Raw genomic sequence first — 17,061 nt, 5'->3', positions numbered from 1 at the left:
TCGCAAGGGACCGGGATCAGACTCGGTGGGAGTTACGGCTGCGCGCCGAGCTCGATGAGCTTCTCGACGGCGGCCGTCAGGGCGTCATCCGCCTCGGCGAACGCGGTCAGGTCGCCGGCCTTGAGCGCGGCGTCGCGCGCGATCATGGCCTCCTGAGCCTCCTGCAGAGCGGCCTGATACTCGTCGGACGGCACCGTCGGCTCGCCGGGTTCCGTCGGCGTGGGTGCAGGCGTCGCGCCCGGGGTCGGCTCCACATCGTCATCGCCGGCGCTCGCGCCCGAGTCGCCGCCGAACAGGGTGTCGAGCGCCTCGTTCAGGGTGTCCTCGAAGGCGATATCGTCACCGAACGCGACGAGGACCTTCTGGAGCTTGGGCAGCTTGGTCGCGCCCGAGGACTGCACGAACACCGGCTGCACATACAGCAGGCCGCCGCCGACCGGGAGCGTGAGCAGGTTGCCGTTCTGCACTTCGGACTGACCCTGCTTGAGCAGGTTGATCTGCGAGGAGACCTGCTGATCCGAGTTGAACGTGTTCTGCACCTGACCGGGACCGGGCACCGTCGTATCGGCGTCGATCACCAGCATCCGGAGCTTGCCGTAGTCCTCGCGTTTGTCTCCGGCCTCGCTTCCCGCGTTGGAGTCCACGGCGAGATAGCCCATCAGCACGTTGCGCGCGTTGCCCGTCGTCGAGGACGGGATGAACGACGTGAACATCGAGTACGTCGGCGAATCCTGTCCCGGCATCTGCATCGTCAGGTAGTACGGCGGCTGCAGCTGCGTGTCCGCCTGCGGGTCGTTCGGCGTCTGCCAGCGGTTGTCGCTCTGATAGAACGAGTTGGCGTCGTCGACGTGGTAAACGCCGAGCACGGTGCGCTGCACCTTGAACAGGTCGGTCGGGTAGCGCACGTGGCTCATGAGCTCGCCCGACATCTCGCTGATCGGCAGGACGGTGGAGGGGTAGACGTTCTGCCAGGCCCGCAGCAGCGGGTCCTCCTCGTCCCAGGCGTAGAGCTTCACGGATCCGTCGTACGCGTCGACCGTCGCCTTCACCGAGTTGCGAATGTAGTTGATGTCGTCGAGCGCGAAGCGCGGCGCGGGGTTGCTCGAGTCCGAGATCGCCGAGGCGAGGCTCACGGTCGACGAGTACGGGTAGTTCGCACTCAGCGTGTAGCCGTCGATGATCCACACGACGCGACCGTCCACGACACTCGGGTACGGGTCGCTGTCGAGCGTGAGGTACGGGGCGACCTTCTGCACGCGGGCGCTCGGGTCGCGATCGTAGAGGATCTGCGAGTCCTCGTTGACGTAGTCCGAGAACAGGATCTGCTCCGCCTGGAACTTCAGCGCGTAGATCAGGCGGTTGAAGACGCTTCCGAGGCTCGGCCCGCCGTCGCCCTCGAACGTCGTCTTGGTCTCGCCGCCGCTGTCGCCGCCGACCGGGTAGTCCAGCTCGACCGGGTCGGTGCCCTCAGGGGCTCCGACGATCGAATACGTCGGCGAGTACTCGCCGAAGTACACGCGCGGCTGGAAGTCCTCTTCGTCGGAAAGGAAGCCGGATGCCGGTATTCCCCGCTCGAGGAACACGGGGTCGCCGTCACCGGTGCGGTCGTTGCCCTTGGCCACGACGAGCCCGTAGCCGTGCGTGTAGACCACGGCGGTGTTCTGCCAGTCGGCAGCGGCGCCCAGTTCGTCGAGGTCGAGCTCTCGCACCGACACCACCGTGTCCTGCGAGACGCCGCCGATGTCGTAGCGGTCCACGTCCAGCGGGTCGGCGAACTGGTAGTACCCGCGGAACTGCTCGAGCTGGCGGACGTTCGGCGAGATGATCGCCGGGTCCATGATGCGCACCTGAGCGGTCGTGGCCGCGTCCTCGCGCAGCTGGCCGGCCTCGGCATCCGTCACCGCCTGGAAGTCCTGCTTCTCCAGGCCGTCGACGCCGTAGGCCTCGTGCGTCATGTCGACGTTGCGCTGATAGTACGGCTGCTCGAGCGCGAAACGGTTCGGCTGCACCTGGAACGTGTTGACGACCCACGGGTAGCCGATTCCGAGCACGATCGCCGACACGACCAGGAGCGCGGTGCCGATGAGCGGGAAGCGCCAGCGGCCGATGACCGCGGTGACGAAGAACAGCAGCGCGACGAAGACGGCGGCGAAGGCGAGGATCGTCTGGCCGGGGATGATCGCGTTGACGCCCGTGTAGCCGGGACCGGTGATGCGGTCACCGGGCTCGACGAGGGTCTTGTAGCGGTCCAGCCACAGGCTCGCGCCCTGGACCAGCAGGTACAGCCCGGCGATGACGGCGAGCTGGATGCGCGCGGCCTTCGAGATGCGCAGCTCGCGCTGCCCGATGCGGACCGAGCCGTAGAGGTACGCCACCAGTGCTGTGACCAGCAGGCACACCAGGAGGACCGCGGACACGAAGCCGACCAGTGCGCTGTAGAACGGCATCGCGAAGAGGTAGAAGCCGGTGTCCATGCCGAACTGCGGGTCCTTGGTCGCGGTGGCGACGCCATTGGCCCACAGCCAGGTGGTCTCCCACTGGGCAGAGGCGGCGAATCCGGCGAAGAAGCCGAAGAAGACGGGGATGCCCCACATCGCGAGGCGACGAAGGGGCTCGACGACCTCCTGGTAGCGGTCGAGCTGCGAGCTCAGGCGCGCGTAGACCGGACGGAGCCGGTACGCGAGCTGGATCGCCAGCCACACCGGCACGGCCATGCCGAGGAAGCCGACCGCGAACATCACCACACGGGCGATCCACTGCGTGAGCAGCACCGAGTCGAAGCCCAGCTGCTCGTACCAAAGGAAGTCCGCGTACAGGTTCGCGAACACGAAGAAGGCGGCCACGAGGGCCGCGATGATCGCGAGCGAGATCGCAATGACGCGTCGGGAGCGGGAGGGTGTGGCCGGGGTCGGCGCCGAGGTCGTGGTCACCGTTCCATCCTAGGTGCGCGGGTCTGAGCGGCCGCCGAGTCCGCGCTGGGCGAAATCCTTGAGAATCCGCGCGCGGACTCAGCTCGCGGCCGTGCAGGTGGGCAGCGCGTCGACATCGCCACCCTCGCGGACGACCTCGAGCGCGGCGAGCGCATCGTCGAGCGTCTCCACCGAGAACACCCGAAGCCCGTCGGGCACATGATCGACGACCTCGTCGCAGTTGGCCTCCGGCGCGAGGAACCATTCGGCGCCGGCATCCTTCGCGCCCCACAGCTTCTGACGGATGCCGCCGATCGGCCCCACCGTGCCGTCGGCGGTGATCGTGCCCGTGCCGGCGACGTTCTCGCCGCCGTTGAGCTGTTCCGGGGTGAGGGTGTCGATGATCCCGAGGGCGAACATCATGCCCGCGCTCGGACCGCCGACGTTGTTGAGCTGGATCGTCACGTCGATCGGGAAGTCGTACGCGGTCATGAGGGTCACGCCGAGGAGGAGCGTCGGCTCACCGTCGACCTCGACCTCCTTGGGGGTGATCGAGACGGTCGTCTGCTCACCGTCGCGCTCGATGAGCAGCTCGATGGGTTCACCGCCGCCCGCGTTGACGATCTCGCGGAGGGCTGCCGCATCCGTGACCGGCGTGCCGTTCGCGGCGAGGATCGCATCCCCTTCGACGAGCACCCCGACGGCCGCGGAATCCTCGACGAGGGAGTGCACGGTGAGCGTCCCCCCGACGTCGTAGCCGAGCTCGGTGAGCGCCGCTGCCGTGGCCTCCTGTTGGGAGTCGACCATCATGGCCGCGCTCTCGGAGTTGCGCTCCTCCGTCGTCTCGCCATCGGGGAAGATGACGTCGATGGGAAGAACCGCCTTGGTCGGGTCGAACCAGGCCATCGCGAGTTCGAACCACGAGGGCGTGCGCTCGCGGTTGCCGACCACCTGGACGGTCAGCAGGTCGAGCGCGCCATCGGTCGGGTAGGACTCCGCGCCCTCGACGGAGATGAGGGGCACCTGCTCGCCCTCCGCCGACGTCGCGGTGCCGAGCGTGTTGTACACCGGCCCCGGTCGCTGGATCACATACGACGTCGGGAGGAAGGTGATCACCAGCAGCACGACGAGCGCGACGGCGAGCGCCCACACGCCGATCAGCGTGGTGCGCGACATGCGTCGCCGAGGTTCGGGCGTGATGGTGACGTTCTCGTCGAACAGGGCCACGCGGGACCTCTCTCTGCCTGGTCGTTCGCGACCGGCGTAAGGAGTTCGGGGGCTCTGCCGGGAAGTGCGATGGATGCTGGGACTAGCGTAGAACGCACTCCCATGAACCGGCTGAAAGGCGGCAGAAGTGGCAGACGACGACCGCAGTCCCGAAGACGAGTTCCAGGAGCTGATCCGCCAGCTCTTCGGCGGCGGCGCGGGCGACATCGACCCGGAGCAGCTCTCACGCCTGTCCGGCATGAACATCGACCCGGCGATGATGCAGACGGTCATGCAGCATCTTCAGGGTGCCTTCGCAGGCGGGGCGGACGGCGGGATCTCCTGGGAGCTCGCGCAGCGTCAGGCGCTGCACATCGCCAATCAGGACGGCCTGGGGGTCACTGCCGGCCAGCGCACCGACCTCGACCAGGCATTCGCGCTGGCGACGCTGTGGCTCAGCGAGGCGACCACGATCTCCGAGCTGCCGAACCCGCCGAAGACGCTGACTCGCGGCGGCTGGGTGGAGGCGACGCTGCCGGTGTGGCAGCAGCTGGCCGAGCCCGTCGCCACGAGCATCGCCGACGCCCTCACCTCGGCCCTCAGCGAGCAGGCGCCCGACGATATGCAGGGACTCGTCGCAGGGGCCGGCCGACTGATGCGCACGGTCGGCGGGTCGCTCTTCGCGTCGCAGCTGGGCCAGGTCGTCGGCAACCTGTCCAAGGAGGTCGTCAGCGGCGGCGATGTCGGCATCCCGCTGATGCCCGACGGCGAGGCGGCGATCCTGCCGCAGAACTTCGCCGACTTCGGTCGGGACCTCGAGGTGCCCGAGGACCAGCTCGCGCTCTACGTCGCCACCCGCGAGCTCGCCCACGCACGACTCTTCCGTCACGCTCGCTGGCTGCGCCTGCACGTGATCTCGCAGGTCACCGACTTCGCACGCGGCGTCCACGTCGACACCGACGCCCTCGAAGAGCTCGCGTCGCGCTTCGACCCGTCCGAGCCGGAGGAGCTGCGCCGCGCCCTCGAATCCGGTGCCCTCCTGCCCGCGCGCTCCGAGGCGCAGAACGCCGCGCTCGCGCGCCTCGAGAACCTGCTCGCGACCATCGAGGGGTGGGTCGATGTCGTCACGGCCGAAGCCACCTCCCGGCTGCCCTCCGCCGACCGCATCGCCGAGGCGGTCCGCCGTCGCCGCGCCGTCGGCGGTCCCGCCGAGCGCGCGCTCGGATCCCTCGTCGGCCTCGAGCTGCGGCCGCGACGCATGCGGGAGGCCGCCGCCATGTGGCGAGCCGTGACGGATGCCGTCGGCCCGGCCGCGCGCGACGCGCTGTGGGACTATCCCGACCTCATGCCGGGCGCCGACGACATCGACGATCCGGCGACGCTCGTCGCCCGGCTCGAAGCGCGTGCGCGCGGCGAGGAGCCGGCGCGCGACGAGTTCGACGATGCCCTCGCGCAGCTGCTGGCCGGCGACGAGCCCGGTGAGCGGCCGGGGCCACCCGACTCCGCGGGCGAGCCGGGCGAGCCGGACGACGGCGGCACCCCCGACGATCACCGGCCGGTCTAGCCTCCTCCCCAGCTCGCGAAGCTGTCCGTCCGCTGACCGGCAGGCTGTGGAGAAGCGGGCGCGGGGCCGGATCCCGGCGAGACTCGGGCCATGCTGCGCATCGATCCCGCTCACCCTCCGCTGTGGCGCACGGCGACCTCGCTGCAGTTCGGCATCGACGCCGTCGCCGTGATCCCCGACCCGACCAGATGGCAGCAGCGACTCGTGCGCGAGCTCGAGCGCGGGCTTCCCGACACGGCTGCCGTCCCGTTCGCCGTCTCAGCGGGCGCCTCCTCTCGCGCCGCAGAGGCCTTCCTCCAGCTCATCGACCCCGCCCTGGTCCGCACCGGCGGGCCCATGCCCGGCGTGGTGCTGCAGGCTGCCGGCGAGATCCCGCCCCACCAGCTCGACGTCGTCGCGCGCGCGCTGACCGCCGCGGGCTGCGAGGTCGCACGCGCCCATCCGTTCGATCCGGCGGGAGGAGCGACGAATGCCGCTCCCGTCGTCGTCGTCGCGCATCGGGTCGTGCCGCCGGGATTCGCGGCCGCGCTGATGGCGCACGACCGGCCGCACCTGCCCCTCGTGCTCGGACCGGGAACGGCCGAGGTCGGGCCGCTCATCACCCCGGGCGAGACGGCCTGTCTTTCGTGTCTGGCGGCGACGCGTCGCGACGCCGACCCCGCCTGGCCCACGCTCGCCGCTCAGCTGGTCGGGCGCACCGTGGACGAGGTCGACCCCTCGGTGCTGTGGGAGGCGGGCATCGTCGCCGGCCGCATGCTCACCGCGAGCGCGCGCCACCCTGGGGCTCACGGCCACTCGCTGACCCTGCGCGCCGGCTCCCTCCACCGGGCGATGCGGACCCACCGACCGCACGAAGACTGCCGCTGCCGATCTCTCGAAGGAATCTCGACGGCTGACGCTCCCGCACGCCGCGCGCCCACGACGCCGAGAGAGTACGCGCTGCCCGCGTGATGCCGACGTAGGCCAGCCGGCGCTCCTCGTCGACCTGCTCGAACGTCGTCGCATACGCGATCGGCAGCAGGCCCTCCGCGACGCCCACCAGATGCACGTGGTCCCACTCCAGGCCCTTCGCCGCGTGGATCGTCGCGAGCGTGACCGTGCGCAGCGCGGGCTCGTGGTGCGACTTCGCGCGGGCGGTCAGCTCGTCGGTGAACACGCGCAGCGTGGTGCCCGGAGGCGCTTCCTCGGCAAGGCGCAGGAGCGCGGCCCGCAGCTCCCACGCGTCGCGCAGTGCTCCGCCGGCCTGGGGCGGCTCGTCGGTCAGCCCGAGCGAGCGCAGCACGTCGCGGACGGTGTCGACGAAACCGCTCTCGATGGGCGCGACCGACGCTGCGCGCAGCGCCATGATCCCCTGGCGCACCTCGGGCAGATCGAAGAAGCGGCGACCGCCGAGCACGGTCGACGCGATGCCCGCATCGGCGAGCGCCCGCACGAGCTCGGCCGACTGGGCGTGAGCCCGGTACAGGACGGCGATGCGCCGCGGATCCACGCCCGCGGCGATCTGCGCCGAGATGCGGGACGCGACCCCGCGGGCTTCCGCCGCGTCGTCTTCGTAGGCCGTGACCGAGGGGGTCTCGTCCGCCGTGCGGCGGTGGGGCTCGGCGACGAGGTGGAGCGCGCCGGGCCGATTGCGCATCAGCTGGTTCGCGACGTCGAGGATCGCGGCATCCGACCGGTAGTTCGTCTCGAGGCGCACGACGCGGGCGTCGTCGTGGCGGCTCTCGAACTCCAGCAGGTAGCGGGCATCGGCACCGGCGAACGAGTAGATGGTCTGGCTCGCGTCGCCCACCACGCACAGGTCGCGACGGTCTCCGAGCCACAGCTCCAGAAGGCGGTGCTGAAGCGGCGACACGTCCTGGAACTCGTCCACCGTGAAATGCCGGTACTGCTCGTGCACGGCACGGGCGACGTGCGCCTCCGCCTCCAGCATGCCCGCGCACGCGAGCAGCACGTCCTCGAAGTCGAGCTGACGGCGTTCGTCCTTGAGCTTCTCGTACGCGCGCTGGAGGTCCACGACCCGCTCGATCGAGAGCCGGCCGATGCCGCCTGGCCGCGCGGCGGCGTACGCGTCCACGCTGAGCATCGAGACCTTGCGCCACTCGATCCCGCTCGCGACATCGCGCAGGGTCGCGACGTCCGGATCGAGCCCGATCCCGTCGGCGGCGTGCGCGAGCAGCCGCACCTTGTTGTCCACGATGCCGGGCGCGGTGTCTCCGGCCAGCGTCGGCCAGAAGTAGTTCAGCTGGGCCAGCGCTGCCGCGTGGAATGTACGCGCGGACACCCCGTCCACCCCGAGTGCACGCAGACGACCGCGCATCTCGCCGGCCGCCTTCGCGGTGAAGGTGACCGCCATGACCCGCCCGGGAGAGTAGGCGCCGGTGTCGACGCCGTGCGCGATGCGGTGCGTGATCACGCGGGTCTTTCCCGTGCCGGCTCCGGCCAGCACGGCGACCGGTCCGCGCAGGGTCTGCACCGCCTCGAGCTGGCGCTCGTCGAGCCCCGTGAGTGCACGCCCGCTCACGCGCGCCCCTCATGCCAGTCGCTGATGAGGCGGTGGGCGATGGACGCCGCGCCCGGAAGCCCCAGGTCGCTCTCCCCGGCCAGTCCCGCCCCGATCTCTGCGCGGGTGAACCATCGCACGTCCACGATCTCCTCGCCGTCGGGGCGCGCGGCATCGTCGTCGACCGCCGTCGCGAGGAAACCCAGCATCAGCGATCGTGGGTAGGGCCAGGCCTGCGAGCCGCGGTAGCGCACGTCGGCCACGGCGATGCCGGCCTCCTCGGCGACCTCTCGGATGACGGTCGCCTCAAGCGACTCCCCCGCCTCCACGAAGCCGGCGAAGCACGAGAAGCGGTGCGAATCCCACAGGGCATTCGAGCCCAGCAGCAGCCTGTCCGGGTCCACCGCGCTCGTGATCGCGACGATCACCGCGGGGTCGGTGCGCGGGAAGTGCTGACGCCCGCACGACGGGCAGCGCCGCGACCAGCCCGCGTCCCCGAGCGTCGTGAGCGCACCGCAGGCAGGACAGTAGGGCGCGTCGAGCAGCCACCGAGCGAGGCTCAGCGCCTCAACGAACGCGGAGGCATCCGTCACCGAGAGCCCGCCCCCGACGGAACGGAGACCGCCCCACCCTCCCGGCGACTCGAACGGATCCGTCTCCGCGGCCTCGAAAGCGGCAGTGAGGAGCGCCCGGCCGGACCCGTCGCGGCCGAGGAAGGCCCATTCGGCGTTGGCAGGGACGGCGCCCGGAGCCACCCACAGCAGTGAGGAAGCGGCGGCGAGCGGTGCGCGGTCGCCGGCGACGACGAGCACCCGCGTCGAAGGGTCGGAGCGCGCAGCATCCACCGTCCCCGGGTGTTCCCGCTCCTGCGCCGCACGATCGACACCGGTTCCGGCAAGCGGGGGAAGCCGCGTGCTGTCGGGCGCCGTCATCGAGGATCTCCGCTTTCTCCGAGAGGGCGAGCCAGGGCGTGGCGCGGGGGTGGACGAGCGACGCCGACCTACCCTGGGCACATGGCACGCTCACCCTTCACTCTAGCCGCGTCGGTCACGTCGGCTCTCCCCCGGGTCGGCGTCGTCGGAGTCGGCGCACTCACCGAGGGCATCGCGGGTCGCTACGACTCGGCCGTCGCCGAACTCGACGACGGCCGTCGTGTCGTCGTCCGGGTTCCCGCCGACGCCGCCGTGCTGCCGGAGCTCGCCGCTGAGGTGCGGGCGCTGCGCGCCCTGACGCCCGGGGTTCGCGGACTCCTTCCCTTCCGTGCGCCGGAGCTGCTCGGGGAGGCGGGCCTCGGCGACACCCGCGCCGTCGTGCTCGACTTCCTCCCCGGCTACCGCGTCGACCCCGCCCACCTGCCGCCGGGTCGCGGCGCCGCGACCTCGGTGGGTGCGGCGCTCGCCGCCCTGCACGCCCTGCCCCTCTCGATCGTGCGCACCGAGGGACTCCCCGTCCGCACACCCCAGCAGGTGCGCACCGACGCGGCCCGTCTGCTCGACCGCGCGACCGCCACGAAGCGCGTTCCCGCGACTCTCCTGTCGCGGTGGCGCCGCGCCCTCGACACCGACGAGCTGTGGCGCTTCGAGTCGGCCGTCGTGCTCGGTGGCGCCGGAGCGGCGTCGTTCCTCTTCGAAGACATCGACGGAGCGCCCGCGGTGACCGGCCTGCTCGATTGGCACGGCCTGTCGGTGGGCGACCCCGCGACAGACCTGCAGTGGCTGGCCTCCGCGCCGACGGCAGCCGACGACGTGTACGCCGCCTACGTCGCCGGGAGCGGCCGCGCCCCCGACGCGCGCGCTCGCGAGCGTGCGCGCCTGTACGCCGAGCTGGAGTTCGCGTCGTGGCTCGTCCACGGCCACGAGACCGGTCGCGACGATGTCGTCGACGACGCGGTCGGCCTGCTCGAGACGCTCGCCGTCGGTGTCGCCGACGACGACATCCTCATGGATGCCCCGCTCGACGTCTCGGACGCGATCGCCCTGCTCGAGCGCATGCCCGAGGCCTCGGCCGTCGTCGTCGACACGTCGATGCAGACCGACGCCTACGACCCCGAGGAGCTGTCGCTCTGGGTCCCCGCGGACGAAGACGTGGCCGCTGACCCCTCGACGCAGGACACGGCCGAGCTCGACCTCGCAGATCTCGCGGACCTGTCGATGCCGATCGATCTCGCCTCGGCGCGCCCCGCCCCGGAGGCCGAGCGCAGGCAGGGAGCACCGGTGCAGGCCGATTCCTCGGCGCAGGACGAGCACGACGGCGATGCGGTCGCGGACGCGGAGCGCGCGTCCGAGGCTGCGCTGCGCCGCTGGCTCGCCGAGTAGGCCGCGCCTCAGCCCCGGAGGATCAGGTCCTCGGCGACGTAGTAGAGGGCGACGTCGATGTCGTCCAGCGCCACGCCGTGCTTGGCGTGATACGCGCGACGGTACAGCTCGAGCTGCAGCATCCGCTCCTCCCGCTCGGCCGTCGTGCGCGGTGCCGCCCCCGTCTTCCAGTCCACGATCTCGATGCGTCCGCCTCGATCTTCGCGTCGGTACACGGCGTCCAGTTTGCAGATGACGACGTGCGGGCGGCCGTCGAGGTCGGTGAGGGTGAAGTCGATCTCGGTCTCGACCTCGAGCGGCTGCAGGTGCGCCCACTCCGAGGCGAGGAAGCGCGTCCGCAGCGCGTCGAGGGACGCAGCATCCTCGGCGGACGACGTGGTGCCCGACGCGTCCTCGTCGCTCTCCCACAGGGCGTCGTCGATCGAGCCGCCGAGGCCCGGACGTCCGGCGCGCTGCTCGACCCAGGCGTGGAAGAGCGTGCCCAGTCGTGTCTGCCGGAACGGCCGCTCCGGCAGTGGCCGCGCGATCGCGGCCACCGTCGCGGCATAGTCGGACACGAAGTCCTTGTACCGCGAGGCCGCGATACGCGTCGGCGCCGGGTGCTCCGACGCCGCCCGCCGCGCCCGCCGTTCGGCGAGCAGAAGCGCCACGTCTCGATCGGGCTCTGCACGGGGGGCTTCGAGTGCCTCGGCGGCGATCGCAGCCGCGCGCTCGACGGCGTCCCGCCGCGAACCGAGCGGGTCGATCGGCCAGTGCAGCACGCGACGCTCACCGAGATAGGGATTCTCTCCCGCGTCGACCTCGGGGTGGACCACCCCGAGCGCCTCGGCGATCTCGTCGTAGAACGCGCTGCGCTCGCGCGGCCGCTTGGTCCCCGACCAGCTCGATCCGGTCAGCAGCAGGTGGTCGCGGGCGCGGGTCACCGCGACGTAGGCGAGCCGGCGGTCCTCCTCGAGCTGGCGTGACCGATTCGCGGCGATGAAGTCGTCGACAGCCGCCTTGAGTTCCTGCTGGGTCTGCGCCGATCGCCACGCGAGGGCGGGGAGCCACGCGGCGTCGCCGCGGAACGCGTAGGGAAGCACACCGAATCCCAGCCACGCCTTGGTGTCGCGGGGTGCACTGGGCAGTTCGTCCTTCACGAGGCGCACCACGGCGACGGCATCCCACTCGAGGCCCTTGGAGCCGTGGATCGTGAGGAGCTGCACCACGTCGTCCTCGGGCGGCTCGGTGCGGGGAGCGAACTCGTCGAGCTGCTCCGCGTGGTCGAGCCATGCCAGCAGGCTCGACAGCGAGCCGGACTCGTCCGCGGCGAGGAACGCGTGGAGCTCGTCGACGAACGCGCGCAGCTGCGCCGAGGCGATCCGCGACGGGCCCCGCGCCTCATTGGCCGCGAGTTCGACGTCGAGCCGGAGCTCCCCCTCGATCAACCGGACGAGCTCGGGGATCGGCATCCCGACCGCCTGCCGGAGCCCCGCGAACACCGCCCCTGCCTCACGCAGCCGCTCGCGCGCCCCCGCGGTGAATCCGGCGAGCCAGCCGTGATCGATCGGATGCCGCAGCACGAAGTCGAGCGCGTCGACGAGCGACCCGTCATCATCGCCCGCCCCCGACCGGATCCGCTCGACCACCTCGGGCGTCAGCGGCTGGAGCGCCGCGTCGTGCCGTGCGATACGGCGCGCGAGTGCGGCCAGCTCACGAAGGTCGGGGAGCCCGACGGCCCAGCGCGGCCCCGAGAGGAGCCGGATGAGGGCCGAGCCCGCGCTCGGGTCGCTCACGACGCGGAGTGCGCTCACGACATCCACCACCTCGGGCGTGGACAGCAGTCCTCCCAGGCCCAGGATGCGGTGGGGGATGCCGCGTCGGCCGAGCGCGTCACCGAAGCGCACCATGTGCTTCTTGCTGCGGAAGAGGATCGCGCCGGTGGTCATCAGCCCGGCGCGCCGGCGCTCGGCGCGCACCGTCTCGAACCAGGCCGCGACGCGCTCCGTCTCGCCGTCCAGGTCGGCGTCGAACGCGCACTGGACCGCTCCCACCGGCGCCCCGGGACGCGCGCGGAGCTCCTGCACCGCAACGGCGGCGGATGTCGCGAGCGGCGCGAGCACCGCGTTCGCGGCCGTCAGCACATCGGCGCTGTTGCGCCAGCTGGTGAGGAGCGCGTACTCGGCGCACTCTTCCTCTCGCGCGAAGGCACGGGGAAATCCGCCGAGGTTGCCGGCGCTCGCGCCGCGCCAGCCGTAGATCGCCTGGTGGGGGTCGCCGACGGCCATCACTGCGGTTCCGGCGAACAGCAGCGCCAGCAGATCGGTCTGCACGACGGACGTGTCCTGGTACTCGTCGAGGAGGACCACGCGATACCTGTCGCGCAGTTCCTCGGCGACGATGCCATGGCTGCGCACCACCTCGAGCGCGCCGGCGACCTGATCGGAGAAGTCGATCACGCCGATGCGGCGCTTCTCGGCGGCGTAGGCCCGCGCGAGGTCGGCGAGCATCGAGAGGGCGCCCACCTTCTCGGACGCCTCCGCGACGTCCGCGTAGACGACGGTGCGCGCAGAGGTCGACGGGAGCTCGAGCACGCGCGCGAACGCGTCGGGGAAGGCAGCGAGCTCGTCGAGGTCGACGAGGTTGTCGACCCCGTCCCGCGCGATGCGCAGCGCCCCGTCGATGATGGTGCGCACCGCCTCGACGCGCCCCTCGAGGCGCGGATCGTCGGAGGCGAACACGACACGGCGCATCAGCAGCCACGCCGCGGATTCCGAGAGGACGGCGGCCTCGGCATCCCTTCCGATGCGCACCGCGTGCTCGCGCACGATCTGGTCGGCGAAGCTGTTGTAGGTCGACACGGTCGGCCGGTGGAGGAGCGCATCGTCGTCGGCGTCCTGCGGAGCGGCGCCGACCGATCGAGCCAGCGCGTCCATGGCCTCGCCGCGCGTCAGCGTCGCGTGCGCGCCTTCGCCGCCGGCGCGCTCGAGCTCGCCGAACACCGAGAGCCGGCCGCTCGCGTAGAGGTCCGGCAGCGCGGGGACGAGCCCGCGACGCTCGAACTCGGCGAGACGCGCGAGGCGCCGCTGGATCCGCTCGGCCAGCTCTCCCGCCGCCTTGCGGGTGAAGGTGAGTCCGAGCACCTGATCTCGACGGACCAGTCCATTGGCGACCAGCCACACCACGCGCGACGCCATGGTCTCCGTCTTGCCGCTGCCCGCACCCGCCACGACGAGGGCGGGGCCGAGCGAAGACTCGATCACGGCGGCCTGCTCATCGGTGGGCGGGAACTGCCCGAGAGCGGCGGCGATGACCCGGGCCGACAGCGGCGCGGGAGCGGCGGACGACGTCACGACGCGCTCACCGCGCCGATCGTGTGGATCCGGCACAGCCCGTAGGAGTGGTCGTCGCGGCAGTGCTCCTCATAGGGCGCGGTGAACGAGACGCCGCGCATGATGGTGACGGCGGAGCGGAGTCGCGCGAGGAAGGCCTCTCGGCGCTCGTCGTCGAACGGCGGCTGCCAGGGCGTGACGTAGTCGGCCCGTGTCGCCGTCGGGCGCAGCACGAGCAGCTTCGCGCCGCCGGCCGGATGGTCGCTCGCCTCGGGGATCGCGCCGGCCTCGAACGCGAGCTGGTAGGCGCCGAGCTGGGGGTTGTCGACGACCTTCGCGTCGGTCTGCGGCTCGCGCTTGCCGGTCTTCAGATCCATGATGACGACGGCGCCCTCGGGCGTGAGCTCGACGCGGTCGATGTACCCCGAGAGGATCGCGCCGTGCTCGAAGGCCTCGGCATCGTCGAGCGGGATCGCGACCTCGAAGTGCGGTTCGGCGCCGATGAGCTTCCCGCCCGCGTCGTCGAACCGTCGCAGATAGAGGTGCAGGCGACGGACGAGGTCGCGCGCGCGGGTCTTCTCGGCACGCTCCCGCCAGTCCGCCTCGAACGTCAGTTCGCCCCAGCGGCCCTCGACCTGCGCCCACAGCGACTCCTCGCTGGCGTCGCTCGCGTGCTCGAGCGCGGCGTGGATGATGGTGCCGAGGCCGGCCGTCGTTCCGCCCGGATCGCCGCCCAGGTCGCCGATGACCCAGTTGAGCTCGCACTCCTCGAGCGTGTGGAGGCGCGACGGTGACACGCGCACGTCCTCCTTCGCGAGGTCGCGCAGCGGTCCCGTGGACGTCGGGGCCGGCACCCCGTACCACTGCCACGGTGCCGCTCCCGCGATGCCGGCGTCGGCCAGCAGGGCGAGCTGCGCGGCGGCGTGCGCCGTCACCGGCGTCCCGACGCGGCCCCGCTCGGTGAGTGTGCGTCGGTGACGCGCGACCAGCCCCCGCAGGGAGAGCGGGTGGTCGACGGTGTAGCGCTCGGGGTCGGGGAAGAACTCGAAGAAGACGCTCGGCCCGGTGTCGTCGTCGTCGACGGCGGTCACGACCACGAGCTCGGCGCCGCGCGACACGGCGCGTGCGAGAAGCCGCAGCTCATCGTGCATCGCGGAACGGCGCCGGTCGAAGACCCCCGGCGCATCGCCGGCGACGCGGGAGGCGGCATCCGCCAGCCGCCACGTCTCGAGGAGACTCCCCCGCAGCCGGGTGTTCGGCCACACGCCCTCCTGCACGCCGGCGACCACGACCGTGTCGAACTCGAGACCGAGCGCACCGGCAGGTGTGAGGATCTGCACCGTGTCATCGCGCACAGGTGCGGTCAGGCGGTCCTCGGCGACATCGGAATCCAGGATGCTGCGCACGAACACCCGCGGATCCGCGTCGAGCGAGCGCTCGACGAAGCGCTTGGCCGCCTGGAAGAGCGCGACGAGGGCGTCGAGGTCGCGGTTCGCCTGCTCCGCGAGCGGTCCGTGGCCGCGCGCGGACTCCGACCAAGCGCGCTCGAGCCCGCTGCGGTCCCACGCCGCCCACAGCAGCTCGTGAGCGGTCGCGCCGCGGGCGAGTTCGTCGCTCAGGAACGCGAGAGTGCGCGCCAGCTGCGCGGCCCGGCGCCCCTCGCGGGTGTCGAGGAGATCGAACTCGAGCGGCTGGCGCATCGCGGAGAGCAGCAGCTCCTTGCCCGGCCGGTCTCCGCCCGCCGCGAGCTCGGTGTGGCGCAGGGTGGAGCGGAGCCGGCGCAGCTCGATGGGATCCAGCCGCCCATAGGTGCCCAGGAGCGCCGATGACACATCGTCGAAGTCCCACTCCTCCCGCGCCGCCAGGTCGACCAGGCGCAGCAGGTCGCCCACCGGGCGCAGCACGCCGAGCGCCCGGCCCGGGCCGCTGGATCGCGCGGGCACCTCTCTCGCCGCGAGCTCGGTCTCGAGAACCGCGACCTGTCGCGTATCGTGCGCGATGACGGCGCAGCGTCCCCACGGCACGGCGTCGTGCACGTGCCGCTCGCGCAGGATGCGCGCGACCGCGTCGTACTCCTCTGCGGCCGAGCGCAGCAGCAGAGCCCGCACCGAGTCGTCGGGCTCCGCGCCCGAACCCGCACCGCGGTGGGACACGACCCCGACCGCGCCGATCCGCTGAGTGACGCGCCGCACCAGTTCGGCCTGCCAGGGCGTTCCCCGGTGCCGTTGCGTGAGCACATGCACCTCGCCGAGGGCCGCGGCCAGGCGTGCGAAGTTCTCGGGCGTCGCGCCGCGGAACGCCCCGGAGCCGACGTCGGGATCGCCGAACGCGAGCACGGGGATGCGGCGCCCGCGCGCGGCTTCGAGCAGCTCCACGCCCCCGAGGGTGAGCTCCTGCGCGTCGTCGACGAGGATCACCCTCACGCGATCGAGCGCCTCGATGCCCTCGCCCAGGGTGCGGACGAGACCGACGGCCTCGCGCACGAGCCCGGCCGCATCGCGATGAGCGCCCCGCATGCGGGCCCGCACGTCCAGATACTCGTCGAAGAAGGAAGCGAGCGAGACCCAGGCCGGATGCTCGTCGCGCTCCCCGAGCGCGCGCAGCCGGTCGGGGCCGATGCCGAGCGTCGTGCACTCGGCGAAGAACGTGCGCACTTCGGTGCGGAATCCCGTCGCGCCCCGGATCCCCGGAGCCAGCCAGTCCGGCCATCGGGAGGTGCCGGATGCCTCGTCTTCGGCGTCGCCGGCCAGCAGGTCGTGGATCAGCTGGTCCTCATCGCCGCCGGTGAGCAGCTGCGGCGGCTCGGCATCGCTCGCCACCGCGCGCGCCCGCACCAGCTGGAACGCGAACGACGCGACCGAGCGCGCCAGCGGGCCCGAGGTCGCGCGATCGACGGCGATGGCGAGCCGATCGCGCAGGGCGGTCGCCGTCTGCCGCGAGGGAGTCAGCACGAGCACCGCGTCGGGGTCGAGGCCACCGTCGACCAGAGCCGCGACGCGAGCCACGAGGGCAGTCGTCTTCCCCGTTCCCGGCGCCCCGACGACGACTCCCGATGCCGTCGACGCGAGCGCGACGACGGCGCGCTGGCTGTCGTCGAGCGCGGTCGCCGCTCCGGATCCGTCCCGCGACACCATGCCCTCGACCGTAGCGCGAGCGGCCGACAATCCCGTTCGCCGAGAGCGTTCGCCGCGCGGCCTGGCCGCCGGTGCCCGTGTCGTAGAGTTGCCATGCGTCCGGGAACCGGCGCGCAGAGCAG

The 17,061-nt window shown here is 71.9% G+C and carries 8 protein-coding genes; 2 read left to right on the top strand and 6 right to left on the bottom strand.

Annotation, left to right across the window (positions count from 1 at the left end; translation table 11 throughout):
- Window positions 1–32: 32 nt before the first annotated feature.
- The gene (locus ASD93_RS14870) at window positions 33–2,930 is read right to left on the bottom strand and encodes a UPF0182 family protein (protein ID WP_056124712.1); all 2,898 of its coding nucleotides are present in this window, start codon (window positions 2,928–2,930) and stop codon (window positions 33–35) included.
- Window positions 2,931–3,008: 78 nt separating this feature from the next.
- Window positions 3,009–4,136, bottom strand: coding sequence for a PDZ domain-containing protein (locus ASD93_RS14865; protein ID WP_056124709.1), 1,128 nt, complete (start codon window positions 4,134–4,136; stop codon window positions 3,009–3,011).
- A 127-nt stretch (window positions 4,137–4,263) separates the two neighbouring features.
- Here ASD93_RS14865 and ASD93_RS14860 point away from each other — a divergent pair, with 127 nt between their 5' ends.
- Window positions 4,264–5,679 (top strand): zinc-dependent metalloprotease, encoded by a 1,416-nt coding sequence (locus ASD93_RS14860; RefSeq protein ID WP_056124706.1) that lies wholly within the window; start codon window positions 4,264–4,266, stop codon window positions 5,677–5,679.
- Window positions 5,680–6,436: 757 nt separating this feature from the next.
- Here ASD93_RS14860 and ASD93_RS14850 read toward each other — a convergent pair.
- Window positions 6,437–8,200, bottom strand: a complete 1,764-nt coding sequence (locus tag ASD93_RS14850; RefSeq protein ID WP_056124700.1) for an ATP-dependent helicase — start codon at window positions 8,198–8,200, stop codon at window positions 6,437–6,439.
- On the bottom strand, window positions 8,197–9,111 hold the full coding sequence (nudC, locus tag ASD93_RS14845) for an NAD(+) diphosphatase (protein ID WP_056124697.1): 915 nt from the start codon (window positions 9,109–9,111) through the stop codon (window positions 8,197–8,199). Before nudC ends, ASD93_RS14850 begins: the two co-directional genes overlap by 4 nt.
- A gap of 81 nt (window positions 9,112–9,192) precedes the next feature.
- Between nudC and ASD93_RS14840 the strand changes: the two genes are divergently transcribed.
- Entirely contained in the window at window positions 9,193–10,494 is a 1,302-nt protein-coding gene (locus tag ASD93_RS14840) for a phosphotransferase (RefSeq protein ID WP_056124695.1), read from the top strand.
- A gap of 8 nt (window positions 10,495–10,502) precedes the next feature.
- Here ASD93_RS14840 and ASD93_RS14835 read toward each other — a convergent pair whose 3' ends face one another.
- Both ASD93_RS14835 and ASD93_RS14830 read right to left on the bottom strand, forming a co-directional pair.
- Complete coding sequence (locus ASD93_RS14835; RefSeq protein ID WP_056124891.1) at window positions 10,503–13,826, bottom strand: ATP-dependent DNA helicase; 3,324 nt, start codon at window positions 13,824–13,826, stop codon at window positions 10,503–10,505.
- Window positions 13,823–16,939 carry an ATP-dependent helicase gene (locus ASD93_RS14830; protein WP_056124692.1) on the bottom strand — a complete coding sequence of 1,039 codons (3,117 nt, stop codon included), beginning with the start codon at window positions 16,937–16,939 and terminating at the stop codon, window positions 13,823–13,825. Before ASD93_RS14830 ends, ASD93_RS14835 begins: the two co-directional genes overlap by 4 nt.
- Window positions 16,940–17,061: the final 122 nt, after the last annotated feature.

The organism is Microbacterium sp. Root180 (genome assembly GCF_001428485.1).
GTDB lineage: Bacteria > Actinomycetota > Actinomycetes > Actinomycetales > Microbacteriaceae > Microbacterium.
This window is presented reverse-complemented; position numbering and strand designations above follow the sequence as displayed.

What these genes read in the sequence shown, in the direction of transcription:
- nudC (WP_056124697.1), bottom strand. Translation starts at nt 9,111, where the DNA reads ATGACGGCGCCCGACAGCACGCGGCTTCCCCCGCTTGCCGGAACCGGT.
- ASD93_RS14840 (WP_056124695.1), top strand. Translation starts at nt 9,193, where the DNA reads ATGGCACGCTCACCCTTCACTCTAGCCGCGTCGGTCACGTCGGCTCTC.
- ASD93_RS14830 (WP_056124692.1), bottom strand. Translation starts at nt 16,939, where the DNA reads ATGGTGTCGCGGGACGGATCCGGAGCGGCGACCGCGCTCGACGACAGC.